The 26,115-nt window shown below is 69.2% G+C and carries 22 protein-coding genes; 9 read left to right on the top strand and 13 right to left on the bottom strand.

Annotated elements, in window-relative coordinates:
• Positions 1–15: 15 nt before the first annotated feature.
• Entirely contained in the window at positions 16–1,215 is a 1,200-nt protein-coding gene (locus tag B118_RS0102095; RefSeq protein ID WP_018222874.1) for an acetyl-CoA C-acetyltransferase, read from the bottom strand.
• 307 nt (positions 1,216–1,522) lie between these two features.
• Here B118_RS0102095 and mce point away from each other — a divergent pair, with 307 nt between their 5' ends.
• From mce to B118_RS0102070, 5 genes are all read left to right on the top strand, one after another.
• A complete protein-coding gene (mce, locus tag B118_RS0102090; RefSeq protein ID WP_018222873.1) occupies positions 1,523–1,996 on the top strand; it encodes a methylmalonyl-CoA epimerase in 474 nt (157 codons plus the stop codon).
• Positions 1,997–2,245: 249 nt separating this feature from the next.
• A complete protein-coding gene (gene ccrA, locus B118_RS0102085) occupies positions 2,246–3,601 on the top strand; it encodes a crotonyl-CoA carboxylase/reductase (protein ID WP_026185733.1) in 1,356 nt (451 codons plus the stop codon).
• A gap of 298 nt (positions 3,602–3,899) precedes the next feature.
• Positions 3,900–5,186, top strand: coding sequence for a DivIVA domain-containing protein (locus tag B118_RS0102080; RefSeq protein WP_018222871.1), 1,287 nt, complete (start codon positions 3,900–3,902; stop codon positions 5,184–5,186).
• Positions 5,187–5,346: 160 nt separating this feature from the next.
• Entirely contained in the window at positions 5,347–7,665 is a 2,319-nt protein-coding gene (locus tag B118_RS0102075) for a coiled-coil domain-containing protein (RefSeq protein ID WP_028192308.1), read from the top strand.
• 97 nt (positions 7,666–7,762) lie between these two features.
• Positions 7,763–8,860 carry an AI-2E family transporter gene (locus tag B118_RS0102070; RefSeq protein WP_018809978.1) on the top strand — a complete coding sequence of 366 codons (1,098 nt, stop codon included), beginning with the start codon at positions 7,763–7,765 and terminating at the stop codon, positions 8,858–8,860.
• Here the strand turns inward: B118_RS0102070 and B118_RS0102065 are convergent.
• From B118_RS0102065 to B118_RS0102055, 3 genes are all read right to left on the bottom strand, one after another.
• Positions 8,857–9,657 carry an alpha/beta hydrolase gene (locus B118_RS0102065; protein ID WP_018222868.1) on the bottom strand — a complete coding sequence of 267 codons (801 nt, stop codon included), beginning with the start codon at positions 9,655–9,657 and terminating at the stop codon, positions 8,857–8,859. The two genes, B118_RS0102070 and B118_RS0102065, sit on opposite strands and share 4 nt — an antisense overlap.
• Positions 9,658–9,726: 69 nt before the next feature.
• Positions 9,727–10,014, bottom strand: coding sequence for a hypothetical protein (locus B118_RS0102060; RefSeq protein WP_018809979.1), 288 nt, complete (start codon positions 10,012–10,014; stop codon positions 9,727–9,729).
• A gap of 111 nt (positions 10,015–10,125) precedes the next feature.
• A complete protein-coding gene (locus B118_RS0102055) occupies positions 10,126–11,916 on the bottom strand; it encodes a 3-hydroxyacyl-CoA dehydrogenase family protein (protein ID WP_018222866.1) in 1,791 nt (596 codons plus the stop codon).
• 181 nt (positions 11,917–12,097) lie between these two features.
• Here B118_RS0102055 and B118_RS0102050 point away from each other — a divergent pair, with 181 nt between their 5' ends.
• Positions 12,098–13,594 carry an aldehyde dehydrogenase family protein gene (locus tag B118_RS0102050; RefSeq protein WP_018809980.1) on the top strand — a complete coding sequence of 499 codons (1,497 nt, stop codon included), beginning with the start codon at positions 12,098–12,100 and terminating at the stop codon, positions 13,592–13,594.
• A 71-nt stretch (positions 13,595–13,665) separates the two neighbouring features.
• On the opposite strand, the gene nucS is transcribed toward B118_RS0102050, so the two are convergent.
• Together nucS and B118_RS0102040 are read right to left on the bottom strand one after the other, a co-directional pair.
• Entirely contained in the window at positions 13,666–14,325 is a 660-nt protein-coding gene (gene nucS / locus B118_RS0102045; RefSeq protein ID WP_018222864.1) for an endonuclease NucS, read from the bottom strand.
• An 18-nt stretch (positions 14,326–14,343) separates the two neighbouring features.
• A complete protein-coding gene (locus B118_RS0102040; RefSeq protein WP_028192307.1) occupies positions 14,344–16,356 on the bottom strand; it encodes a protein meaA in 2,013 nt (670 codons plus the stop codon).
• A 106-nt stretch (positions 16,357–16,462) separates the two neighbouring features.
• Between B118_RS0102040 and B118_RS0102035 the strand changes: the two genes are divergently transcribed.
• Together B118_RS0102035 and B118_RS0102030 are read left to right on the top strand one after the other, a co-directional pair.
• A complete protein-coding gene (locus tag B118_RS0102035; protein WP_018809982.1) occupies positions 16,463–17,311 on the top strand; it encodes an ABC transporter ATP-binding protein in 849 nt (282 codons plus the stop codon).
• Positions 17,308–18,150: an ABC transporter permease gene (locus tag B118_RS0102030; protein WP_018222861.1), complete on the top strand. Its 843-nt coding sequence runs from the start codon at positions 17,308–17,310 to the stop codon at positions 18,148–18,150. Before B118_RS0102035 ends, B118_RS0102030 begins: the two co-directional genes overlap by 4 nt.
• Before the next feature lie 81 nt (positions 18,151–18,231).
• Here the strand turns inward: B118_RS0102030 and B118_RS0102025 are convergent, their stop codons facing one another.
• Both B118_RS0102025 and murA read right to left on the bottom strand, forming a co-directional pair.
• Positions 18,232–19,083 (bottom strand): 3-hydroxyacyl-CoA dehydrogenase family protein, encoded by an 852-nt coding sequence (locus B118_RS0102025; protein ID WP_018222860.1) that lies wholly within the window; start codon positions 19,081–19,083, stop codon positions 18,232–18,234.
• 116 nt (positions 19,084–19,199) lie between these two features.
• The gene (gene murA, locus B118_RS0102020) at positions 19,200–20,627 is read right to left on the bottom strand and encodes a UDP-N-acetylglucosamine 1-carboxyvinyltransferase (RefSeq protein WP_018222859.1); all 1,428 of its coding nucleotides are present in this window, start codon (positions 20,625–20,627) and stop codon (positions 19,200–19,202) included.
• On the opposite strand from murA, the gene B118_RS0102015 reads away from it, so the two are divergent.
• Positions 20,626–21,198: a cob(I)yrinic acid a,c-diamide adenosyltransferase gene (locus tag B118_RS0102015; protein ID WP_018809984.1), complete on the top strand. Its 573-nt coding sequence runs from the start codon at positions 20,626–20,628 to the stop codon at positions 21,196–21,198. The genes murA and B118_RS0102015 overlap by 2 nt on opposite strands.
• A 278-nt stretch (positions 21,199–21,476) precedes the next feature.
• On the opposite strand, the gene B118_RS0102010 is transcribed toward B118_RS0102015, so the two are convergent.
• The 5 genes from B118_RS0102010 to B118_RS0101990 form a co-directional block, all read right to left on the bottom strand.
• The gene (locus B118_RS0102010; protein WP_018809985.1) at positions 21,477–21,932 is read right to left on the bottom strand and encodes a DUF2550 domain-containing protein; all 456 of its coding nucleotides are present in this window, start codon (positions 21,930–21,932) and stop codon (positions 21,477–21,479) included.
• A gap of 13 nt (positions 21,933–21,945) precedes the next feature.
• Positions 21,946–22,230, bottom strand: a complete 285-nt coding sequence (locus B118_RS0102005) for a F0F1 ATP synthase subunit epsilon (RefSeq protein WP_018222856.1) — start codon at positions 22,228–22,230, stop codon at positions 21,946–21,948.
• A 113-nt stretch (positions 22,231–22,343) separates the two neighbouring features.
• Positions 22,344–23,486, bottom strand: coding sequence for an LCP family protein (locus B118_RS0102000; protein ID WP_018222855.1), 1,143 nt, complete (start codon positions 23,484–23,486; stop codon positions 22,344–22,346).
• A gap of 240 nt (positions 23,487–23,726) precedes the next feature.
• Positions 23,727–25,184, bottom strand: coding sequence for a F0F1 ATP synthase subunit beta (gene atpD, locus B118_RS0101995; protein WP_018809986.1), 1,458 nt, complete (start codon positions 25,182–25,184; stop codon positions 23,727–23,729).
• Positions 25,184–26,113 (bottom strand): F0F1 ATP synthase subunit gamma, encoded by a 930-nt coding sequence (locus B118_RS0101990; protein WP_018222853.1) that lies wholly within the window; start codon positions 26,111–26,113, stop codon positions 25,184–25,186. Before B118_RS0101990 ends, atpD begins: the two co-directional genes overlap by 1 nt.
• Between the last annotated feature and the right edge of the window lie 2 nt (positions 26,114–26,115).

Raw genomic sequence — 26,115 nt, 5'->3', positions numbered from 1 at the left:
GCTCGCCGGTCTGGCTCACCCCTGGCTCTCGGCCCCCGCTGGGACGTGGATGATCAGCGCGTCGCCCTGGCCACCACCGCCGCAGAGCGCCGCCGCGCCGGTGCCGCCGCCGCGCCGCTTGAGCTCCAGCGCCAGAGTCAGGACCAGCCGGGCACCGGACATCCCGATCGGGTGCCCGAGGGCGATCGCACCGCCGTTGACGTTGACCTTGTCCGGGCTGATCCCGAGGTCACGAGTTGACTGGATGCCCACCTGCGCAAACGCCTCGTTGACCTCGATCAGGTCCAGGTCGTTGATGGTGAGGCCCGCCTTCCGGAGCGCGTGGCCGATCGCGTTGGACGGCTGCGAGTGCAGCGAATTGTCCGGGCCGGCGACGTTGCCGTGCGCGCCGATCTCGGCCAGCCAGGTCAACCCGAGCTCCTTGGCCTTGGCTTTACTCATTACCACCACGGCGGCAGCGCCGTCGGAGATCGGCGACGAGCTACCGGCGGTGATGCTTCCCTCCGGGGCGAAGGCCGGACGTAGCTTCGCCAACGACTCCGCGGTGGCGTCCGGACGAATGCCCTCGTCCTCGCTGATCACCAGCGGCTCACCCCTACGCTGCGGGAGCACGACCGGAGTGATCTCTTCGGTGAAGTGCCCATTCTTCTGGGCTGCGGCGGCACGCTGGTGACTTACCGCGGCGAAGGCGTCCTGCTCCGCACGGCTGATCCCTCTGGTGCTGCCGTGCCGCTCGGTCGACTCCCCCATCGAGCAGCAGTCCCAGGCGTCGGTCAGCCCGTCGAGGGCCATGTGGTCCTTGATCACCACGTCGCCGTACTTGTAGCCGCCCCGCTGCCCCAACAGCAGATGCGGAGCGTTGGTCATCGACTCCATGCCGCCGGCCACGACGATGTCGAACTCCCCAGCTCTGATCAACTGATCGGCCAGGGCGATCGCGTCCAGCCCGGAGAGGCAGACCTTGTTGATGGTCAGCGCCGGAACAGAGAGCGGGATGCCCGCCTCGGCGGCTGCCTGCCGGGCCGGAATCTGACCGGCGCCCGCCTGGAGCACCTGCCCCATGATCACGTACTGGACCTGGTCCGGGGCAACCTCGGCACGCTCCAGCGCTGCCTTGATCGCCACGCCACCAAGCCGGGTCGCGGAAAGATCCTTGAGATTTCCCAGCAGTCGCCCCATCGGGGTTCGAGCGCCGCTGACGATCACCGAAGCCATACCTGCCTCCGAGGGTCCCGACCTGTACGCCTTAACGATTGTTAGGACGCACCTTAGCTTCTGAGCGCAGATCGGCGACGGTGACCCCGCGCACATCGGCGATGCGCGGCAGGACCGACCCGGTGCAGACCTCGCCCCGCCGCGCAGGGGCACGGGAGCGCCCGCGTGACCGTCCGGACAGGGTAGCGCAGCACCATTTCGACGACCCGGGTCAGCGCCATCCGGTGACCCGGGTCAGCACCGCTCCGTGGCGTGAGATAGTCAACCGGCCGCGCTCCCCGCACACCCGTTCGGCCAGACTGAGGCCATGGCCGAGCATCCCCCCGTCGAGTCCGCTGCGGACCACGACACAGACATCGGACTACGTCGCATCGACCACATCGGTATCGCCGTGCCCGACCTGGACGAGGCGATCACCTTCTACCAGCGCGCCTTCGGTATGCGGTGCGTACACATCGAGACCAACGAGGAGCAGGGCGTCCGCGAGGCGATGCTGGCGGTCGGCCCGACCGCCGCCGGCGGCTGCGTGCAGCTGCTCGCCCCGCTCTCGCCGACATCCACGATCGCGCGGTTCCTCGACCGACAGGGCCCGGGTGTGCAACAGGTCGCGTACACGGTCGCCGACATCGACGTAGCCTGCGCGAAGCTGCGCGAGCGGGGCCTCCGCCTGCTGTACGAGCAGCCGAAGCGGGGCACCGCGAACTCCCGAATCAATTTCGTTCATCCGAAGGATGCCGGTGGCGTCCTGGTCGAGTTGGTCGAGCCCGCCACAGTCCACTGAGACGGGGGCCCGCCACCGCCCACCGAGACGGGTGGGCCCGCCCTGCTCCCTGCCGAGCCGGCCCACCCACCAATCGATGCACTTTTTCACACAGCTCTTCCGAGCAAAGCTACCGTTCAGTAACGTCCGCCTCCACAGCAGCGCGGTCGATGCCGGGTGCGTCAATGCCGAGCCGGTGGCTGACCACCGGGCGCCGACTATGGCATGCCCCTACCGGCGACGCGCTGGGCAGACGAACGGGAGGTCGAAGTGCAGGACATCCTCGAAACAATCATGGCTGCGGAGGGTTCGGCGCAGCCCGAACGTGCACTCGCCGGTGTTGCTCGGCTCCCGATTCCGCAGTCCTACCGAGGCGTCGTCGTACGCGCCGAGGAGACCCATATCTTCGATGGGATGACCACGCGGGACAAGGATCCACGCAAGGCGCTGCATGTCCAGAACGTGCCGACCCCGCAACCCGGTCCCGGCGAGGCACTGGTCGCGGTGATGGCCAGCGCCATCAACTACAACACGGTCTGGACGAGCATCTTCGAACCGCTACCGACCTTCAAGTTCCTTCAGCGCTACGGCCGACTCTCCGAGCTGACCAGGCGACACGACCTGCCGTACCATGTGGTCGGTTCGGACGCGGCGGGCGTCGTGCTGCGTACCGGTCCCGGCGTGACCCGGTGGCAGGCCGGCGACGAGGTCGTCGCCCACTGCCTCTCGGTGGAGCTGGAAGAGGCCGCCGGACACGACGACACCATGCTCGACCCACAGCAGCGAATCTGGGGCTTCGAGACCAATTTCGGCGGTCTGGCCGAGCTGGCGATCGTCAAGGCCAACCAGCTCATGCCGAAGCCCCGCCACCTCAGTTGGGAGGAGGCGGCGAGCCCGGGGCTGGTCAACTCCACCGCGTACCGGCAGCTCGTCTCCCATCACGGCGCCAACATGAAGCAGGGGGACGTCGTACTGATCTGGGGGGCTTCGGGCGGCCTGGGCAGCTACGCCACCCAGATGGCGCTCACCGGCGGGGCGATTCCGGTCTGCGTGGTCTCCTCGCCAGAAAAGGCGGAGCTGTGCCGGCGGATGGGCGCGGAGCTGGTGATCGACCGGGCGGCCGAGGACTTTCGGTTCTGGAAGGACGAGCAGACCCAGGACCCGGACGAGTGGCGCCGCTTCGGTGAACGAATTCGCGAGCTGACCGGCGGCGAGGACCCCGACATCGTCTTCGAGCACCCGGGGCGGGAGACCTTCGGAGCCAGCGTCTTCGTCACCAAACGCGGCGGCACCGTGGTCACCTGCGCCTCGACCAGTGGCTACCAACACCAGTACGACAACCGCTACCTCTGGATGCACCTGAAGCGGATCGTCGGCAGCCACTTCGCCAACTACCGGGAGGCCTGGGAGGCGAACCGGCTGATCGCCCTTGGCAAAATCCACCCGACCGTGTCGAGGACCTACAGCCTGGAGCAGACCGGCCAGGCCGCATATGAGGTGCACCGCAACGCGCACCAGGGCAAGGTCGGCGTCCGCTGCCTTGCTCCGACGGACGGCCTCGGTGTGCGCGACCCCGAGTTCCGCGGGCGGCACGAGGCAGCGATCAACCGGTTCCGCGGTCACTGATCAGACGGGCAAGGGTCGCCACCAATGTGGCGGCTGGATTGCCTTTCCTTTCGCTGGCCTGGACGCCCATTCGAACGATGCCGGCTCCCCCGATACCGGTGCAGAACGGAATGGGGCCGCGAGTCCTTGCTCACGGCCCCATTCCAGAGCCCACTTCAGACCGTCACCCCGTCCGGGAGCAGCCAAGATCGCCGATTGGTCCGGCCGCTGCGACCCAACCGGGTTGACCCTGTAATGAGGATGGCAAAGGCCGGGGCGCTCTTGCGAAGGCCCCCTGGTCGTCTGCCAGTATGTCCCAATGCCCCAGCAGCAGTCCTCCCCTCTTGCGTTCTTCGATAGCGCGAACACCCAGCCGGACTTCACCGTCACCCTGCGCGGCTACGACAAAGGCCAGGTTGACGACTTCCTTGGTCGGCTGAGTGCCGCGCTGACCCAGTCCGAGCAGGCCCGCGCCGAGGCCGAGCAGCGGATGAACGACGCGCAGCGCCGGCTCCGCCAGGCCGAGCAGCGGATGACCGCCCTCGACCAGAAGCTCTCCGAGGCCAGCAAGCAACTCGAAGAGAACAATCGGCCGACCCTCTCCGGCATCGGCACCCGCGTTGAGCAGATCCTTCGGCTCGCCGAGGAGCACGCCAACGACCACCGCAACGAGGCGAAGCGGGAGTCCGAGGGCATTCTCTCCGCCGCCCGCCTCGAGGCCCGGGAGATCACTGACAAGGCCCGGGCCGAGGTGGCGGCGATGAAGGCCACCGCGGAGCGGGAGGTGGGCAACGTCCGGACCGCTGCGGAGCGAGAGGCGGCCGAGGTTCGCGTCCAGGCCCGCCGCGAGGCCGACACCCTGCGCTCCGACGCCGATCGGGAGACCAAGCAGCTGCGCACCGTCACCGCGCATGAGGTGGCCGAGCTGAAGTCCACCGTCGAGCGGGAGGTGTCCACCCTCCGCGCCACCGCGGAGCGGGAGATCACCCAGCAGCGGGCGAAGGCCGCCCGCGAGGCCGAGGAGAAGCGCGCCGAGGCGACAAAGCTCCTCACCGACGCGCGGGACAAGCGCGACAAGGACCTCCAGGCCCTTGAGCTGCAGCTGGCCGAACGGCGGGAAAAGGCCGAGCGCGAGGAGTCGGAGCGGCACGCCACCCAGGTCGCCCAGACCCAGAAGCTGGTCAACGAGGCCGAGGAGCGGGCCCGGGCCGCCCAGGAGCGGGCCAAGGAGATCGAGCAGCGCGCCGAGGCGCGCCGGGTCGAGTCGGAACGCACCGCCCACGACACGGTCGAAGGGGCCAAGGCGACCGCCGAGAAGAGCCTGAACGAAGCGAAGGCCGAGGCGGAGCGACTGCTCACCGAGGCCCGCGCCGAGGCCGACCTGGCTACTCAGACGGCCCGCCGCGAGGTCGAGGATCTGACCCGCCAGAAGGACGCTGTCACCTCTCAACTCGGCCAGATGCTCTCCGGGCTCGCCGGCATCGTCCCGGGTACGGGACCGGACGCCGCCGCGGCTGCTGCCTCCGCCGTGGCCGCTGCCACGGAGGCGAAATCGGAGGACACCACGGAGGCGAAGAAGAGCGAGAGCACCGAATCAGCCAGCTGATCAGCTCAGCCAGGCCTGTTCCACCACGCGGGGCGATGCTGGACATCCGGTGTCGCCCCGCGCCGTACGTTGTTCTAAGTCCGGATCGCACCGGTTGAACCGCTGCATCCGACGAGTCCGTATCGCCCCAAGAGGGCCGATTGCGTGTGAGGATGGGGTCATGTCGAACGGCGAGGAACTGTTCGCTCTCGGCGGGGATGTGACCACGGAGCCCAGCTTCGAGTCCGGCCTGCGGGGGTACGTGAAAGGGCAGGTCAACCGGTACGTCGCTCGCGCCGAGCACGAGATCGCCACCCTGACTGCCGAGCGAGAGCAGGCCTACACCCAAATCCATAAGCTGGCTGGCCAGGTGGAGGTGCTCCAGCGAGATCTCGCCCAGGTCCGCAAGCAGGTCGGCGTGGTGGACCGTGCCTCCTTCCGGCACCTTGGACCCCGCGTCGAGCAAGTCCTCACCCTCGCCGAAGAACAGGCCGAAGAGATCCTCGCCGCCGCGAACAAGGAGATCGATTCCCGCCGAGCCGCCGCCGAGCACATCATCGACGAGGCGCGGGCGGAGGCGGCCCAAGCACTCAAGGACTTCGAGCTGGCCCTGGCCGCTCGCCGCGTCGAGGAGGAGCGACACACCGCAGCTCGGAAAGCGGAGGCAGACGCCACGGTCAAGGCCGCCACCGAACAGGCAGGCGCCATGGTCAAGGCCGCCACCGAACAGGCCGACGCCACAGTCAAAACCGCGACCGAACAGGCCGACGCCACAGTCAAAACCGCGACCGAACAGGCCGACGCCGCGGTCAAGGCCGCCACCGAACAGGCAGACGCCACAGTCAAAACCGCCACCGAACAGGCCGACGCCGCGATCAAGGCCGCCACCGAGGAGGCCGCCCGGCAACGCAAGACCGCGCAGGAGGCGCTGACGAAGGCCCAGCAGGAAGCCACCCAACTGCGGGACACCGCGAAAGAGGTGCACACGCGGGCCCAGCAGGAGGCGACGAAACTGCGCGAGGCGGCCCGCGCGGCGCAGGACAAGGCCCAGCAGGAGGCGACCGAGCTGCGGGAGGCCGCCAAGGAGGTGCAGGCCAAGGCGCAGGAGGAGGCCGGACGCCTCGTGGAGCAGGCGACCGAGGCGAGCCGGGCTACCCACGCCAAGGCCCAGCAGGAGGCCAAGCAGATCATCGACGACGCCAGCACCGCTGGCCGGGCCGCCCACACCAAGGCCCGCCAGGAGGCGGAGCTACTCGCCAAGCAGGCTGCCGACGCGGCAAAGCGGCAGCGGGCCGAGGCCGAGGCGTACGCGCAGGAAACACGCACCGAGACCGAGGCGTACGCCCGGCAAACCCGAGCCCAGACCCAACAGGAGTTGGGAGCGTGGCGGGCGGGGGTGGAGAAAGAGGTCAACAACCGCCGGGCGGCGGCTGACCGCGAGCTGGACCAGCGCCGAGCCGCCGACGACCAGGAGTTCGCCAGCCGCCGCGACGAGTTGGAGCAGCGACACGAGTCCCGCCGCGACGAGTTGGAGCAGCGACACGAGTCCCGGCACGCCGAGTTGGAGCAGCAGTACACAAGCCGGCAGCAGGAGCTGGAGACCGGATTCGCTACCCGGCAGCAGGAGCTGGAGACCCGACAGCAGGAGCTGGAAACCGAGTTCACCTCGCGCAGGACCGAGTTGGAGTCCACGTACACGGCCCGCCGAAACGAGATCGAGGGTGCCGCCGAGAGCATTCGGCGGACCGCCGAGCAGGATGCCCAGGCCCTACGGGAGCGTGCGGACCAGGAGGCATCGGCGCTGCTGAGCCAGGCCGAGGAGGCGGCGGCCGAGCAGCGCCGCACCGCCGACGAGTACGCCGCCACCTCCCGACGCCAGTTCGAGGAGTACGCCGCCACCACCCAGCAGGCCCTGGCCACCACCCAACAGCACCTGGCGGCGACGCAGCAGGAGGCCGCGACCAGCCGGCAGCAACTCGCCCAGGTGATGGCGGAGATCGCGCAGGCGCAGCAGCAGCTCGCTGATCTGCGGCAGGAGACCTGGCGATCCCGCCAGGAGTCCGACGATCTGCAGCAACAGGTGGCAGCACTTCGGCTGGAGTTGTCCGGTGCGGCCAAGCCCGCTCCGGATGGGACCGCGGGCAGCGATTCCGACAACGGTCGGGCCCCGACGGCCGCGCCGGCGCCGCCCGCTGGCGACCGGGCCGAGGTCGGCAAGGTCGATCCGGCTGATGCCGGCCAGCCGGCCCGCGGGCGGATCGAACCCGCGGTTGACGAGTCCGCGAAGGGCAGCGTGAAGTCGGTTACCACGAAGGACGGTGATGAGGCCAGCGCCGGGGTGGACGGTGAGCCGACCGTCGCGGCCGTACCGGGTGAAGGGGGTCGGGCAGCCGCCCCCACGAAGATCACCAGTACCGGCGAGAACAACACCCGGCCGGCGAAGCCCACCACCGACGAGCGCAGCTCCAAGCCGAGCAAGGTCGTCGTTGACAAGGACTGAGCCGGCCGGCTGGACGGCGACTCCGGGCCAGGCCCGCCGGTGGCGGAGCGAGGCGTGGCGGGCCGGCCACGGCGCTGGGCGGGCGGCCTGAGCTCCGGTGGCGCCGGGCGAGCCGGAGTCGCAGCAGCACCGCGCCGACCAGGGGTCCGGGCGGTTCGGCGTGCCGGGGCGGCCCCTGCGCCGGAGCAGCTTCCTCGTCGGCTTCACCGGTGGGCTCGGCGCGCTGCTGGCCTACGCCCTCTTCCTCGGCGTGCGCAACGCCGCCGGCCTACTCGTCCCCGTCGTGATCGCGCTCTTCCTCGCCGTCGGGCTCTATCCGGCGGTGGCGCGGCTACGCCGGCTCGGGCTGCCCCACGGGCTGGCGGTCACGGTCGTCATGCTGACCCTGCTCCTCCTGCTCTGCAGCGGCGCGGTAGCCCTGGTGCCACCGATCATCACCCAGTCCAACCAGTTCATCGAGCAGTTCCCCAGCTATTTGGAGACGCTGCGGCGCAGTGAGACCATCAACGAGCTGATCGAGCGGTACGACCTGGTGGAACGGGCGCAGCACGCGGCGGACACCGGCACCCTCGGCCAGGCACTCGACGGAGTACTCGGCGGCGCCCAGCTCATCTTCGGCACCGTCTTCCGGACCCTGACCGTGCTCGTACTCACCATCTACTTCCTGGCGTACTTCAACCGGCTGCGGTCGCTCGGATACGCGCTCGTCCCCCGGTCCCGTCGGGATCGGGTACGTCTCATCGGTGACGAGATCATCGCCAAGGTCGGCGCGTATATCGTCGGGGCGCTCATCATCGCCCTCCTCGCCGGTACGACCACCTTCGTCTTCGCGTTGCTCGCCGGGTTGCCGTACCCGTTCGCCCTGGCCGTCGTGGTGGCGGTGACCGACCTGATCCCGCAGATCGGTGCCACGCTCGGGGCGGTGATCGTGAGCCTGGTCGGCTTCGCCACCGACCTGCCGGTGGGAATCGCCTGCGTGCTGTTCTTCCTCATCTACCAGCAGGTGGAGAACTACCTGATCTACCCCAAGGTAATGCGCCGATCGGTGCGAGTGAACGAGGTAGCCGCCCTGGTAGCGGCGCTGCTCGGTGTCGCCCTGATCGGCGTGGTGGGCGCCCTCATCGCGATCCCCACCGTCGCGGCGTTCCAGTTGATCCTGCGCGAGGTGGTCATCCCGCGCCAGGACTCCCGCTAGTCTGCAGCTGGGCCCGGCACCGGCCGGTCGGCGAAGGCCGCCACCGTGCGATCGGCGTACGCGCTGACATCACCGGTCTCCATCGGGCCGTCCCAGGTGGTCGGCAGCGGCACGGGGACGGAGGGGTTGACCCGCCGGACGACCTCGTCGAGGACGGTCTCGGCGTCACCGACCCACAGGTGTTTGGCCCCCGGCACTCCGACCACCTCAGCCTGCGGCACGGCCGCGAAACGCTCCCGCGCCTCGTCGGGCCGCAGGTAGTCGTCGAACTCCGGCACCAGCGCCGTGAACGGCTTGCCGGCGGAGGCCCAGTGCGCCAGGTCCTCGGGGCCGGAGAACCGCAGCGGCGGGGAGAGCAGGAGGGCACCGGCCACAGCTGGGTCACAGCCGTACCGCAGGGCCAGATCGGTGCCGAACGACCAGCCCAGCAGCCAGATCTCCGGCAGCTCGTGGAACTCCGCGTACTCGATGGCGGCGGCGACGTCGTACCGCTCGCCGACCGCGTTGTCGAACGTCCCCCCGCTGGTACCGCGCATGCTGGTGGTGCCCCGGGTGTTGAACCGCAGCACCGCCAGGTCGGCCAGGGCCGGCAGGCGCCAGGCGGCCTTGCGGAACACGTGGCTGTCCATCATCCCGCCGTGGGTGGGCAGCGGATGCAGACAGACCAGCGTGGCGACCGGCGCGCGGTCGACCGGTCGGGCCAGCTCGCCGACGAGGCGCAGCCCGTCGGCGGTGTGCAGCTCGATCTCCTCCCGGCGGCCGGGCAGGATCGACGAGGCGCGGATGGGTGTGCTCACCCGCCCAGTCTCCCCCGTCACCGGGCCGGCAACCCGGCCGGGGTCGGAGGACCGCGATCAGATCGCGCCTCAGCCGTGGCGGGGCGCGCCGCGACCCCGCTGCACGATCGGTGCCCGCCGGTCCCGGGCCCGCCAACAGCCGCTGTGCCAGTGCCGGCGGTCGGTCGGATCGCCCCACCCCTGGGCGGGCCACGCCACGACATGCGCCACACCGGGCCGGATCTCCTGGTCACAACCGGGGCAACGGTAGGTCTTCACCGACGCGCCGCCGATGATCAACCGAACCTGCCAGTCGCCGTCCCGCCACTGCTGCACCGACTCGACCCCCTGCCGCAGCCGCGCGGAATCGACCTGCACGCTCTCATCCCGGCGGGATCGGTTACGACGAGGGCTCACACCTCCAGCGTACGGCGGGACGGGGTCGCACGGCGTCGGCGGGCCGGCGACGCGACCGGCCCGCACCACCGGTCAGCGACGGGTGTGATCGCGGAAGCCCCGGCCTGTCTTCCGGCCCAGATAGCCGGCGGTGACCAGGTGCTCCAACAGCGGCGCGGGGGAGAACCCCGGCTCGCGCAGTTCCAGGTACAGCTCCCGCTGAATAGCCAGGGACACGTCGAGGCCGACCACGTCGAGCAACTCGAACGGGCCCATCGGGTACCCGCAGCCGAGCTTCATCGCGTGATCGATGTCGTCGGCGGTCGAGTAGCTCGCCTCCAGCATCTTCACCGCGTCGTTGAGGTACGGGAAGAGCAGCGCGTTGACGATGAACCCGGAGCGGTCACCGCAGACCACACCAGTCTTGCCCAACTCCCCGCAGACCGCCTTCGCGGTCGCGGTGGTCTCCGCCGACGTACGGATGGTCTGCACGATCTCCACCAGCGACATGACCGGTGCCGGGTTGAAGAAGTGCAGGCCGACCACGTCCGCTGGACGCTGGGTGGCCATCGCGACATCGATCACCGGCAGCGACGAGGTGGTGGTGGCGAGGACGACACCGGGCTTGCAGATCTCGTCGAGGCTGGCGAAGAGCGCCTTCTTGACACTCAGCTCCTCGATGACCGCCTCGACCACCAGGTCGACGTCGGCGAGGTGCTCCAACGTCGCGGACCAGGTGATCCGGCCCAGCGCGGCGTCCCGGTCGGCCTCGCCCAGCTTGCCCCGCACCACGCCCTTGTTGAGCGAGGTCTTGACCGCCTCGAAGAGCTTGGCGGACTTCTCCGCTCCGCGGGTCACCGAGACCACCTCGTAGCCAGCCTTGGCGAAGACCTCGATGATGCCGGTCGCCATCGTCCCGGAACCGACCACACCGACCTTCGCGGTGCCCCGCGCACGGGCCTCGAGCGTCGACTCCTCACTCACCGGCGTCTGGTCGTCTGGTACGACCACCGGCGAGCCCGGCCGCTCGTAGGTGTAGAAGCCGCGCCCCGACTTCCGACCGAGCAGCCCGGCGGTGACCATCTGCTTGATCAGCGGCACTGGGGCGTGTCGCCGGTCCCGGCCGCCCCGCCGGTACATCGTGTCCAGAATCTCGTACGCGGTGTCCAGCCCGATCAGATCCATCAACGCCAACGGGCCCATCGGCAGACCGCAGCCGAGCTTCATCGCCGCGTCGATGTCCTCCCGGCTGGCATACCGCGCCTCGACCAGGCTGACCGCATGGTTGAGGTAACCGAAGAGCAGGGCGTTGGCGATGAAGCCCGCCCGGTCGCTGATCGTCACATCGACCTTGCCCAGCCGCGCGCAGAGCCGCTCCACGTCGGCGACGACCTCGGCCGAGGTGACCACCGTCCGGACGATCTCCACCAGCTTCATGACCGGCGCCGGGTTGAAGAAGTGGATGCCGATGACCTGGTTGGGGCGGGTCGTCGCCACTGAGATCTCGGTCACCGACAGCGACGAGGTATTCGTGGCCAGCACCGCCTCGGGCTTGCAGACCCGATCCAGCTCCGCGAAAATTCGCTGCTTCAGATCGAGCTGCTCGGGAATGGCCTCGATCACCAGGTCGACCGCGTGCAGGGCCGCCAGCCCGACCTGCCAGCTGACCCGGGCCAGGAGCGCGTCCCGGTCGGCCGCCGCGAGCTTGCCCTTGGCGACCGCCCGGTCGGTCGAGCCGGTCAGGGTGGCCCGGCCGCGCTCCAGCGCTGCCTCGGTCACCTCGACGGCGACGACGTCGATGCCGTTTCGGGCGAAGACTTCGACGATGCCGGCACCCATGGTGCCCAGACCCACCACACCCACACTGGCGAACTCGCGCGTCACGCCAAGCCTCCCTGGTCAGCTCCATGCAGCCGGAATTAACGGCCGCTAAGGTATGCGCGCGAGTCTGCCATGTGCCGCAGGGTTGTCGAGATGCCGTGGGCTATGTCACGACGCCGGGGTGACAGTAGGCGGACGTAGCCTGCCCTACCGGTGAGTAGCAAGCCGGGTCTAAACTTCTGCCATGACGGCTGTACATGTTCCGGGCACGCCGGTGATCGAGGATGGTCGACTCGTGTCGACAAACCCGGCGACCGGCGCGGAGGCCGGGCGGCTGCCGGTCGCGTCCCCCGCCGATGTCGAAGCAACCGTCGCCCGGGCCCGTGCCGCCAGCGGGTGGTGGGCCGGGCTCGGCGTCGCCGCCCGACGGGAGCGGCTGCTGCGCTGGCGGAGCCGGCTGGCGTCCCGGATCGAGGAGCTCGCCGAGCTGGTGCATGTCGAGGGCGGCAAGCCGGTCGCCGAGGCCGTCATCGAGGTGGTCACCGCCGTCGAGCACGTCGACTGGGCCGCACGCAACGCCAAGCGGGTGCTCGGCCCCCGCCGGGTACGGTCCCGGCTGATGCTGGCGGAGTTCGCCGCCCACCTGGAATACCAGCCGTACGGGGTGGTCGGCGTGATCGGCCCGTGGAACTACCCCGTGTTCACCCCGATCGGCTCCATCGCCTACGCCCTGGCCGCGGGAAACGCCGTGGTCCTCAAGCCCAGCGAGTACACCCCAGCCGTCGGCCAGTGGCTGGTGGACAGCTTCGCCGAGGTCGTCACCGAGCAGCCGGTGTTCGCCGCGGTGCACGGCCTCGGCGACGTCGGCGCGGCGCTGTGCCGGTCCGGGGTCGACAAGGTGGCCTTCACCGGGTCCACGGCTACTGGTCGAAAGGTGATGGCCGCCTGCGCCGAGTCCCTGACCCCCGTGCTCATCGAGGCCGGCGGGAAGGACGCCATGATCGTCGACACCGACGCCGACCTGGACGCCGCGGCCGCGGCAGCCGTCTGGGGCGGGCTCACCAACGCCGGCCAGACCTGCATCGGCATCGAGCGGGTCTACGCCGTCGAGGGGGTCTTCGACCGCTTCGTTGACCGGGTGGTCCAGCGGGCCGGACGACTCACCGTGGGCGCCGACGGCACCGATATCGGCCCGATCACCATGCCGAGCCAGCTGGAGGTGATCCGCCGGCACATCGACGACGCGCTGGCCCGCGGTGGCCGGGCGGTGCTCGGCGGGGCAGACGCGGTGCAGCCGCCGTACGTGCAGCCGACCGTGCTGGTGGACGTGCCGGAGGACTCAGCCGCCATCCGCGAGGAGACCTTCGGCCCCACCCTGACCATCAACCGGGTCCGGGACGTTGACGAGGCGGTCGCCCGGACCAACGCGTTGCGCTACGGGCTGGGCGGCTCGGTCTTCGGCCGGCGTCGGGCCATGGCGGTCGCACGGCGGCTGCACTCCGGGATGGCCTCGGTGAACTCGGCCCTGACCTTCGCCGGGATGTCCACCCTGCCCTTCGGTGGTGTGGGCGACTCCGGTTTCGGACGAATCCATGGCGCGGACGGGCTGCGGGAGTTCGCCCGCCCCAAGGCCATCACCCGGCGCCGGGCCCGGTCACTGCTGCCCGCGACGACCTTCGACCGCACCGACGCGGACATCGCCCGACTGGTCAAACTCGTCCGACGGTTCTACGGCCGCTGACCCGCCCGCGGCCGCCCTGCCTTCGAGCTGCGCCGCGGCCCCCTGCCCTCATGCTGTGGGCTGCGGGCAACTCAGAACAGCGTCAGCTCGTCCCGCTCGATGCCACGCAGCTTGTCGTAGTCCACGACCACGCAGCGGATCCCCCGGTCGGTGGCGAGCACCCGCGCCTGCGGCTTTATCTCCTGCGCGGCGAAGACACCCTGCACCGGCGCCAGGAGTGGGTCCCGATTGAGCAGTTCCAGGTAGCGGGTGAGCTGCTCCACCCCGTCGATCTCACCGCGACGCTTCACCTCGACCGCGACGGCGCCCTGCGCCGCGTCCCGGCACAACAGGTCCACCGGGCCGATCGCCGTCATGTATTCCCGGCGCACCAGTGTGAAGCCCTCACCCAGCGTCTCCGGGCTGGCCGCCAGCAGCTCCTGAAGGTGCGCCTCCACGCCGTCCTTTCGCAGGCCCGGGTCGACACCCAGCTCGTAGGCGGTGTCCTGGAAGACCTCCTCCAGGGTGATCCGTAGCTCCTCACCAGCCTTGTTGACCACCCGCCAGACGCCCGGCGACTCCTCCAGCCGGCACGGGGGGCTCATCCAGTTCAGCGGCTTGTAGGCCCGGTCGTCGGCGTGGATCGACACCGACCCGTCCGCCTTCACCATCACCAGGCGCGTGGCTGGCGGCAGGTGGGCCGAGAGCCGTCCAACATAGTCCACAGAGCACTTCGCAATCACCAACCGCACCTGACGAGGGTAACGGAGCTACTGCTCCGGCAGGCCGTTGGCGTGGCGAACCACGGTGACCAACTCGTTGACGACCCCGGTGAGCGCGAAATCCTTCGGCGTGAAGACCCGGGCGACCCCGGCATCCCGAAGGGTCTGCGTGTCCGCCTCCGGGATGATGCCGCCGACCACGACGGGCAGATCCCCCCGCCCGGCGGCGCGCAGCCCCGCCAGGACGGCCGGCACCGCCGCCAGGTGCGAGCCGGAGAGGACCGAGAGGCCGACCAGGTCCACATCCTCCTCCACGGCGGCGGCCACGATCTGCCCGGCGGTCAGCCGAATGCCTTGATAGACCACCTCGAAGCCGGCGTCCCGGGCCCGGACCGCGATCTGCTCGGCACCGTTGGAGTGCCCGTCCAGACCGGGCTTGCCGACCAGCAGCCGCAGCCGTCCACCGCCCAGTTGCCGGGCGGTGGCGACGACCCGGGCCCGGACCGCCGACAGCGGGCCGTCCGCGCCGGAACCGACCGCCCCGGCTAGGCCGGTGGGGGCCCGGTACTCCCCGAAGACCTCCCGCAGCGCGCCCGCCCACTCACCGGTGGTCACCCCGGCACGTACGCAGTCGAGCGTGGCCCACATCAGGTTCGTGGTGGACGCGGCGTCCGCGCGGAGCCGGGCGAGCGCGGCGTCCACAGCCACCGTGTCCCGGCTGGCCCGCCAGTGGCGTACGGCGGTCGTGGCGGTCGCCTCCACCGCCGGGTCGACCTGTTCGATCGCGGCGGCGCCGGCCGCGGTCAGCGGGGAGGGTTCGGTCTCGGTGAACCGGTTGACGCCAACCACCACATCGGTGCCGGCCTCCATCCGGCGACGCCGGTCGGCGAGCGAGGCGACCAGGGCGCTCTTCAGGTAGCCGGTCTCGACCGCGGCGACCACACCCCCCATCTCCAGCACCTTCTCCAACTCGACCCGGGCTCCGGAGACGATCTCGTCAACCAGCGCCGTCATCAGGTGCGAACCGTCGAACAGGTCGGGGTACTCCAGCAGGTCCGACTCGTACGCGAGCACCTGCTGCATCCGCAGCGACCACTGCTGGTCCCATGGGCGGGGCAGACCAAGTGCCTCGTTCCAGGCGGGGAGTTGTACCGCCCGGGCCCGGGCATTCCGGGAGAGGGTCACGCCGAGCATCTCCAGCACGATGCGTTGGATGTTGTTCTCCGGCTGCGCCTCAGTCAGCCCCAGGGAGTTGACCTGGACGCCGTAGCGAAACCGACGCTGCTTCGGGTTCGCCACGCCGTACCGGTCGCGGGTGATCTCGTCCCAGAGCGCACCGAAGGCACGCATCTTGGCGATCTCCTCGACAAAGCGCACGCCGGCGTTGACGAAGAAACTGATCCGCTGGACCACATCCCCCATCCGCTCGGCCGGCACCTGGCCGGAGTCCCGGACGGCGTCGAGGACGGCGACCGCGGTGGCGAGCGCGAAGCCGACCTCCTGGACCGGGGTGGCGCCGGCCTCCTGAAGGTGGTACGAGCAGATGTTGACCGGATTCCACCGGGGCATCTCCCCCAACGTGTACGCGATGAGGTCGGCGGTCAGCCGCAGGGACGCTGCCGGCGGGAAGATGTAGGTTCCGCGGGACAGGTATTCCTTGATGATGTCGTTCTGGGTCGTGCCGGCGCAGCGGTCGAGCTGCGCCCCCTGCTCGGCGGCGACGGTGCGGTAGAGGCCGAGCAGCCACATCGCCGGCGCGTTGATGGTCATCGAGGTGTTCATCTCGGCCAGGGGAATGCCCTGGAAGAGGGCCCGCAGGTCGCCGAGGTGCGCCACCGGCACCCCGACCCGGCCGACCTCCCCGGCGGCGAGTTCGTGATCGGGGTCGTACCCGGTCTGGGTGGGCAGGTCGAAGGCGACCGAGAGCCCGGTCTGCCCCTTCGCCAGGTTGCGGCGGAAGAGCGCGTTGGTCGCGGCGGCCGAGCTGTGCCCGGCATAGGTTCGCATCACCCACGGACGGTCCCGCTCGGGCAGCCGACCTGGGGGGGCCTTCTCGTCCATGGCGGGAGTTTAAGTTACTGACGGGTAAATCGGGTTGTGGAAAATTCCACAGCGACCACCACACCCCGGCGCTCGACCGATTGCGCGGGGGCAGCACACTTGTTGCATGGACAACGAGCTCGCGATCGTCGCGCGGGGGCTACGCAAGGCGTACGGGAAGAACGTGGCCGTGGCGGGGGTGGACCTGGAGGTCCGCCGAGGTGAGGTGTTCGCCCTCCTCGGCCCGAACGGCGCCGGCAAGACGACCACCGTGGAGATCCTGGAGGGCTACCGGCGGCGCGACGCCGGCGAGGTCTCGGTGCTCGACAGCGACCCGGCGGCCCCCGCCGCGAGCTGGCGCAACCGGATCGGCATCGTCCTCCAGGGCGTCGGTGAGTTCGACGAGCTCAGTGTCTCCGAACTGGTCCACCACTTCGCCGGCTTCTACGCCGACGCCGACGATCCGGAGAAGGTGATCGCCCGGGTCGGGCTGGCCGGCAAGGCCCGGGCCCGCACCCACACCCTCTCCGGCGGACAGAAACGCCGCCTGGACGTGGCGCTCGGCATCATCGGCCGGCCCGAGCTGCTCTTCCTCGACGAACCGACCACCGGCTTCGACCCCGAGGCACGGCGCGAGTTCTGGCAGCTAATTCGGGATCTGGCGGCGGCGGGGACGACGATCGTGCTGACCACGCACTATCTCGACGAAGCGGAGGCGCTCGCGGACCGGGTGGGGGTGATCGCCGGCGGCCGACTGATCGAGGTAGCCGCACCCGAACACCTGGGCAACCGGCAGCAGGCCCAGGCGACGGTCTCCTGGCGTACGCCCGAGGGGCTTACCGAAAGCACGGAGAGCGCGACGCCCACCGAGCTGGTGACGGAGTTGGCCACGCGCTTCGGCGGTGAGGTGCCCGGGCTCACGGTTACCCGGCCAACCCTCGAGGACATCTACCTGAAGATGATCGGACACCGATGACCACCACGTTGAAGCCCGCCACGGCCGCCCGAGCAGCCGGCCACCAGCCCGGCCCACTCGCCCTCGCGCTGCGGCAGGGCCGGCTGGAGCTCACCCAGTTCCTGCGCAGCCGGGAGTCCGTCGTGTTCACGATGGGATTCCCGGTCGTCATGATCCTGATCTTCGCCGCGGTCTTCGACGGCGAGATAGCGCCCGGGGTGAGCTATCCGCAGTACTTCATCACCGGCATGATCGCGACCGGTCTGATGACGGTGAGCTTCCAGAACCTCGGTATCTGGATTCCGATCGAACGAGACCGCGGGGTACTCAAGCGCTACCGCGGCACACCGATGCCGAAGTGGGTGTACTTCGCCGGCAAGGTGATCATGGTTGTGGTGATCAGCGTCGTCGAGACAGCGCTGCTACTCGCCGTCTCGGTCGCCGTGTTTGACCTACAACTACCGGGCACCGCCACGAAGTGGCTGACCTTCGGCTGGGTCTCCGTCCTCGGTATCACCGCCTGCACGCTCTGCGGCATCGCGGTCTCCTCGTTGGCGCGGACGTCGCGCAGCGGATCGGCGGTGGTCACCCCGATCGCCCTCGTCCTCCAGTTCACCTCCGGGGTGTTCTTCGTCTTCACCGAGTTGCCGAGCTGGATGCAGCAGGTGGCCGCGCTCTTCCCGCTCAAGTGGATGTGTCAGGGGCTCCGCTCGGTCTTCCTACCGGGCGCCTTCGCCGGGCAGGAGCCCGGTGGCTCGTACGAGCTGGGTCGGGTCGCCCTGGTGCTGGCCGCCTGGTGCGTGATCGGGCTGCTGCTCTGCCTCGGCACCTTCCGCTGGACCACCCGCCGCGACGGCTGAGGGCGAGCCCGGATCAACCGATGGAGGCGGGCCCCTTCGGATCACTGCCACGAAGGGGCCCACCCGGCCGGTCGGCTCGGGCTAGCCGTACGAGTAGAAGCCCTGGCCGGTCTTGCGGCCCAGGTCACCGGCGGTGGCCATCCGCTGGAGCAGCTCCGGGGGGAAGAACTTCTCGTCGGCAGTGTCGGTGTAGATGTTGCGGGTGGCGTTGAGCAGCACATCCACCCCGGTCAGGTCCACCGTCGCCAACGGGCCCATGGCGTGGCCGAAGCCCAGCTTGCAGGCATTGTCCAGATCCTCGGCGGAGATCACGCCGGATTCGACCAGGCTGACCGCCTCCATCGCCAACGCGCAGATCAGCCGGGTGGTCACGAAGCCGGCGATGTCCCGGTTGACGACCACGACCGTCTTGCCGATCTCCTCGGCGAACGCCCTCGCCGTGTCGATGGTGGCGTCGCTGGTCTTGTAGCCACGGACCAACTCGCACAGCTTCATCATCGGCACCGGCGAGAAGAAGTGGGTGCCGACCACCGACTCGGGGCGTTCGGTGGCGGTGGCGATCTGGGTGACCGGGATCGCCGAGGTGTTGGTGGCCAGCACCGCATCCGCCTTGCAGATCTTGTCCAACGCACGGAAGACCTCGTGCTTGAGCTCAAGCTTCTCAAAGACCGCCTCGACGACGATGTCCGCATCGGCGGCCGCCGCCAGGTCGGTGGTGAGGGTGATCCGGCCGAGCGCCGCCTCGACATCGGCCGACGAGATCTTCCCCTTTTCGGCGAACTTCTCCAGCGACCGCTGGATGCCCGCCAGGCCCCGCTTCGTGGCCGTGTCGTCCAGGTCCCGCAGCGTCACCTGCCAGCCCGCCTGCGCCGCGACCTGGGCGATTCCCGAACCCATCAGTCCAGCACCGACGACCGCGAGTCGACCCGCCATCTGCTTACTCCCTCACTGCGATTGGTGTCTGCCTGCACCCTAACCGGCACACCTGAACGCAGCTTAAGGGCAGGGCGGCGGTCGACTGCGAACCCGTGAGGCCCACCGTGACACCCTCACCGTCCGAGCGAGATGCCCGCGTCGGCAGCGCCACCCCGCTCCACCTCGACGCCGAGGGCCCGCAGGTCCGCCACGAAGTCCGGGTAGCCCCGATCCACGTGGTGCACCTGGGAGACCTCGGTGATCCCGTCGGTGCAGAGCCCGGCGATCAGCAGGCCCGCTCCGGCCCGGATGTCGGTTGCCCGGACCAGCGCCCCGGAGAGCCGCTGTCGCCCCCGGACCACGGCGTGGTGACCATCGGTCTGAATGTCCGCGCCGAGTCGCATCATCTCGTTGGCGAACATGAACCGGCCGTCGAAGATGTTCTCGGTGATCAGGGAGGCACCGTCGCTGACCGCCGCCAGCCCGATCGCCATTGGTAGCAGGTCGGTGGCGAACCCGGGGTAGGGCAGGGTGACCACATCCACCGCACGGGGGCGCTCCTCCATCCGGACCCGGAAGGCGTCCCGCCGGGTCTCCACCAGTGCGCCGGCGGAGACCAGCTTGTCCAGGGCGATATCGAGGAAGGCCGGGGAGGCGCCGGTCACCGTCACGTCGCCCCGGGTCATCGCCGCGCCGAACGCCCACGTACCCGCGACAATCCGGTCGCCCACGGTGGCGTGCCGCACCGGATGCAGCCCCGGCACGCCGACGACGGTCAACGTCGAGGTGCCGGCACCGTCGATGAGCGCACCCATCTGACTGAGCATCGTGCAGATGTCCACAATCTCGGGCTCCCGGGCGGCGTTGTCAATGACCGTGGTGCCCTGGGCGAGCACCGCCGCCATCACCAGGTTCTCGGTGGCGCCAACACTCGGGAAGTCCAACACGATCTCGGCGCCGCGCAGCCCGCGCGGAGCCGTGGCGACCACGCAGCCGCCTTCCCCGGAGATCTCGGCGCCCATTCGGGTGAGCCCGGAGATATGCATGTCCAACCCGCGCGAACCGATCGCGTCGCCCCCCGGTTGGGCCACCCGGACAGATCCCCGACGCGCCAGCAGCGGACCGAGGACGCAGATCGACGCGCGCAGCCGACGAACCAGATCGCAGTCCGCGTCGATGTCGGGACGCTCCGGCACGTCAATGATCACCGACCGGGAGCGGGGAACCCCGCCGTACGCCACCATCGGGTCCACCGGATCGTCCGCGTCGAACCGAACCCCGCAGCCGAGCCGACGCAGCACCTCACCCATGATCGCGATATCGGTGATCCGGGGGACGTTGGTGATGACACTCCGGCCCGGCGCCAGCAGTGCAGCCGCCATGAGTTTCAAGGCCGAGTTCTTGGCGCCCACCACGTGCACGGTGCCGGCCATCTGGATGCCACCACGCACCCGAATGACATCGTCACCCGGCACCCCACCGGCATCGCCCGGGCCGGTCAGCCAGGCGGGGTCCGGCCGGTCCGGGATCATCAGATCCGGTGTCCGTAGGCTGTGCGTCATGGCCGTCCACCTCACGCGCATCTACACCAAGGCCGGCGACGCCGGCACAACCAGGCTGAGCAACAACGAGCAGGTTCCGAAGACCGACCCCCGGATCGCCGCGTACGCGGACGTAGACGAGTGCAACGCGGCGATTGGCGTGGCGCTCGCCCTCGGGCAGCTCAACGAAGAGCTGCGCACGATCCTTGAAGCTATCCAAAACGACTTGTTCGACGTGGGGGCCGACCTGGCGACGCCGGTCGAGCCGAACCCGAAGTACCCGCCGCTGCGGGTCACCGAGGCGTACGTCGAGCGCCTTGAGGCCTGGTGCGACGAATACAACGCACGCCTGAGCAAGCTCGACTCCTTCACCCTCCCCGGCGGCACCGCCGGCGCGGCGCTACTGCATGTTGCGCGGACGGTAGCCCGGCGCGCCGAGCGTGCGGCTTGGGCCCTGATCACCCAGGACCCCGACCGAACCAGCACGCTCCCGGCAAAGTATCTCAACCGGCTCTCCGATCTACTCTTTATCCTGTCAAGGACGGCAAATCCGGCCGGAGATGTGCTATGGGTACCCGGCGGCAAACACTGACCGATCAACCGTCCGACGCGCCGGTGTGGGAGCCGGCGCGCCGCACCGAGGTCTGCATACCCGACCTGCCGGATACCATCCGCGCCCAAGGACAGCGGCTCGACGGGGAAAACAGCAGAATTGTTCGGCCGGGTTCTCCCCGTGCCATTCGGCGGGGTTTCCCGGCGCCGGTCGGCGGGTTTCCCGGTTCCGTTCGGCCGGGGTTCCGTACCGCTCGATTGATGCTCCGCACCGGCGCTGCGTCCCGGGCAGCTCCGTACCGGCCCGCGACGGGCGCGCTAGGCCGCCGGCCAGTCCTGGGCGGTTAGATTCGGCGAGGCCGCCCCCGGAGGAGCGGCCTCAAGCCAGGAGAGAAACCCGGTGACGGTCGAGCGCGCCATAGCGATCTCGACCGGGGCGCGGTGGCTGGTGCAGCGGAGAATGATCCAATCGGCGGGCATCGAGAACCGCTCCTGCCCTTCCGGCAGCCGACGGCGTTCCACCGCGAGGCCCTTTCGGGAGAGCGTCCGCCGGGGACGGAGGGCGAGACTGAACATCCGGTAGAGGCGAAGCTCGTCCCCCACAAAACGGCCGAAGCCGGGGGCCCAGCCCCGGCCATCGAGCATCGCGGAGGTCCGAACGCTGAGCCGGATAACTCCCCCGCTGCGGGTGACCAACGCCCGCCGGACGAAGAGAATCAGGAGCGCGCCGACGACAACGGCGATGCCGATCCCGACCCCTTCGACGATCCCCATCGCCGGGTGGCGCTCAGCTACCCTGCGCGGCCCGGACCGGGCTGGCGCTCTCGGCCAGGACGGTGACGCCCTTGTTGCTCACGGAGAGGAAACCGCCAGCCACCTCGTAGGAGAGCTGGTCGCCTCCGGGGACCTTGATCCGAACCTGGCCGGACTCCGCGAGCTGGCCGAGCAGGGGAGCATGCCCTGGCATCACACCAAGCTCACCCTCGGTCGTCCGGGCCATGACCATCTCGGCCTCGCCGGACCATACCGTCTCCTCGACGGCTACGAGCTCGACGTGAAGCTGCTGTGCCACGCTGTCTCCTTGCTGCGGCGGCGGGTTGCCGAAATTCTAGTCTCGCCATCGGGGGACCGGTAACGCGGGTGGCGAGACGTACGCCACTCGGGTTCGGATTTGGCCCGATGCGGTCAGATCTTGTTCTGGAAGTCCGGGTGCTCCAGCAGGAACGCGTCGAGCTGCTCATCCTGCAGCGCCTGGAAGAAATCCTGAACGGCCGGCTCGAAGCGTTCACCGCGGTATTGCCCGCCGTCCATGATGCCACCACCCGGTAATTTGATCATCTGAATGTTGCCCGGCCGGAGGTCCTTCAGAGCGAGGCCGAAATCAATCACGCTATGCCCCCGACCGTTGAAGACCAGTGACTCACCGGCCGCCCGAAGCACCGAGTCCAGCTTGATCGGGTTGGTCACCACATCAGCGCTGAGGGCCTGGCTCGCCATGGCCTTGACAAACTGTTGCTGGTGCCGCTGGCGGCCGTAGTCACCGTCTGGCACACCGTTCTTGGGGTAGCGCTGACGGACGTAGTCCAGCGCCTGCCAACCCTCGAGGAGTTGCTCCCCCTCCGGGTAGACCGCCTGCTCACCGACGTACCCCCCACCGCCGGGGCGCAGTTCCCGGTGTGTGCCGTCGGGGTGGCGATGCTCCGAGCGGACCTCACGCTCAATGTCCATGGTGACGCCACCCATCGCGTCCACAATGTTGATGAAGCCACCGAAGTTGATGATCGCCCCGGCGTCGAACCGCTGGATGCCGGTGATCGACTGGACCGTCTTGGCGAGCAGTTCGAAGCCCTGCGCCGTGCTGGGGTTCTCCCCCGCAACCCGGCTGCCATAGGACATCGCCGCGTTGAGCTTGTCCGCGCCGCCACGGAATCCGGCCTTGTCGAAAGCGGGAATCTCGACGTAGAGATCCCGAGGCATCGAGAAGAGGTAGGCCTGGTCGAGCCCTTCCGGCACATGCAGCACCATGATCGAGTCAGCCAGCGGTAGCTGCTCCTCTTTGCGCGGGTCAACGCCGACGAGCAGGATGTTGAGCGGGCCCTTGATGTCGCTCGTGCGCTCACTGGCTCCCGCCGCCTGGTCCCCGAACAGGTCCGCCTTGCCCACCGCGCCCTCGTACCGAGCCACCAGCGCCTCGACGCCGACCAGTGCCACGCCACTGACGAACATCAAGACAGCGCCGAAGACGGTGCACACCTGGGCCCACCGCGGCACGCCCGCCCACACCGACGGCTTCTTCTTACCGCCTTTGCCGGCCTTACCCACGATCATCTCCGTTCGTCAACGTCTGTCGGGACGGGCGTACGTCAGCGAATGATTGCACGAATGCGCGCACGGTCAGCGCGACGCGCGTGAACGGTACCGCGCCACGCATCAAGATCACCTACCGTCGATACGAGGCCCGCGATCACAAGGGCGGCAACGGATGCACCGAAAGGCCGCCCCGGCGTCAACCAGAGCGGCCTTTCGTCGCTGCTCGCGCAGTCCGCGGCGGTAGCCGCAGCGGGGCAATCAGCCCTCCGCCATCAGCTCCTTGGCCTTGTTCTCCAGATCGTCCAGGCCACCGCACATGAAGAAGGCCTGCTCGGGGAAGTGGTCATACTCACCCTCACTGATCTTCTTGAACGCCTCAATGGTCTCCTTGATCGGGACCGTCGAGCCCTTCATGCCGGTGAACTGCTCAGCGGCGTAGGTGTTCTGCGACAGGAAGCGCTCGATCCGACGCGCCCGGCCGACCGTGAGCTTGTCCTCCTCGGAGAGCTCCTCAATACCCAGGATCGCGATGATGTCCTGCAGGTCCTTGTACCGCTGCAGAATCCGCTTCACCTCGGTGGCCACCGTGAAGTGCTCCTGGCCGACGAACTCCGGGGCGAGAATCCGAGACGAGGACGCCAGCGGGTCCACCGCCGGGTAGATGCCCTTGTCGGAGATCGATCGCTCCAGGTTGGTGGTCGCGTCCAGGTGGGCGAAGGTGGTGGCCGGCGCCGGGTCAGTGTAGTCGTCGGCGGGCACGTAGATCGCCTGCAGCGACGTGATCGCCTGACCCCGGACCGAGGTGATCCGCTCCTGGAGCTCGCCCATCTCGTCGGCGAGCGTGGGCTGGTAACCCACGGCGCTCGGCATCCGGCCGAGTAGCGTGGAGACCTCGGAGCCGGCCTGGGTGAACCGGAAGATGTTGTCGATGAAGAGCAACACCTCCTGCTTCTGCACGTCCCGGAAGTACTCCGCCATGGTCAGCGCGGAGAGGGCGACGCGGAGGCGGGTGCCCGGCGGCTCGTCCATCTGGCCGTAGACCAGCGCGGTCTTGTCGATCACGCCGGACTCGGTCATCTCGGCGATCAGGTCGTTACCCTCGCGGGTGCGCTCACCCACCCCGGCGAAGACCGAGGTACCACCGAAGTTCCGGGCAACTCGGGTGATCATCTCCTGGATCAGCACCGTCTTGCCCACGCCGGCGCCACCGAACAGACCGATCTTGCCACCCTTGACGTACGGGGCGAGCAGGTCGATGACCTTGATGCCGGTCTCCAGCATCTCCGTCTTCGGCTCCAGGTCCGCGAAGGCCGGGGCCTTGCGGTGGATCTGCCAGTGGTCGTCCGGGCTGAGCGTCTCACCCGGCTCCAGGTTGAGGCACTCACCGATCGCGTTGAACACGTGGCCCTTGACCGTGTCACCCACGGGCACCGTGATCGGCGAACCGGTGTCACGCACCTCGACCCCGCGGACCAGGCCGTCGGTCGGCTGCATGGAGATGGCGCGGACCAGGTTGTCCCCCAGGTGCTGGGCGACCTCCAGGGTCAGCGTCTTCTTGCCGCCGGAGAGGGTCACGTCAACATGCATGGCGTTGAACAGGTCCGGCATCGCGTCGCGCGGGAACTCGGCGTCGACGACCGGGCCGATGACCCGGACCACGCGACCGGTGGCCGCGTTGGTGCCGGCCGGCCCATCAGCAGTAGCGGAAACAGTCATCACACTTCACTTCCCGACGCGGCCAGCGCGTTCGCGCCGCCGACGATCTCGCTGATCTCCTGGGTGATCCCGGCCTGGCGGGCCGAGTTCATCTCGCGGGTGTACTTCTCGATCATCTCTTCGGCGTTGTCGGTGGCGCTCTTCATCGCCCGCCGCCGCGACGCCGACTCGCTCGCCGCCGACTCGACCAACGCCGCGTAGATCCGCGTGTTGATGTACTTCGGCAGCAGCGCGTCGAGGAGCGCCTCCGCCTCCGGCTCGAATTCGTAGGCCGGCAGCGCACCCTCGGAACGGGGCCGGTCCTCGATCTCCATCGGTCCGAGGATCCGCGGTACCGGCACCTGGGTCATCAGGGACTTGAACTCGGTGGAGACGATGTGCAACTCGTCCACACCGAAGACCCCGTCCGGCCCCGGATCCCCATCGCCGTCGTCCACGCCGGCGGTGAACGCCTTGATCAGCGTCTCACCCACCTCCCGGGCATCGGCGAAGGTCGGCTGCTCGGAGAAACCGGTCCAGCACGCCGCCATCGGCCGGTTGCGGAACCGGTAGTACTGCACACCCTTACGACCGATGACGTAGAGCGAGGGCTCCTTGCCGTCGGCGCGCAGCCGGGCGAGCAGCGACTCCGCCGTCTTGATGGCGTTGGAGCTGTAGCCGCCGGCCAGGCCCCGGTCACTGGTGACCAGCAGCACACCGGCCCGCCGCACCCGCTCCCGGGGGGTGAGTAGCGGATGGTCGATCCGCGTGTTGGACGCCAGCGCCGTGAGCACCTCGGTGATAGCCCGGGAGTAGGGCAGGGAGGCCGCCACCTGCTCCTGGGCCTTGGCGATCCGGCTCGTCGCGACGAGCTCCATCGCCTTGGTGATCTTCTTCATCGACTTCGCCGCGCGGATGCGTTGGCGGAGTACGCGTACCTGGGCGGCCATCG

This window comes from Salinispora pacifica CNR114, assembly GCF_000514775.1.
Classification (GTDB): Bacteria; Actinomycetota; Actinomycetes; order Mycobacteriales; family Micromonosporaceae; genus Micromonospora; species Micromonospora pacifica.
This window is presented reverse-complemented; position numbering and strand designations above follow the sequence as displayed.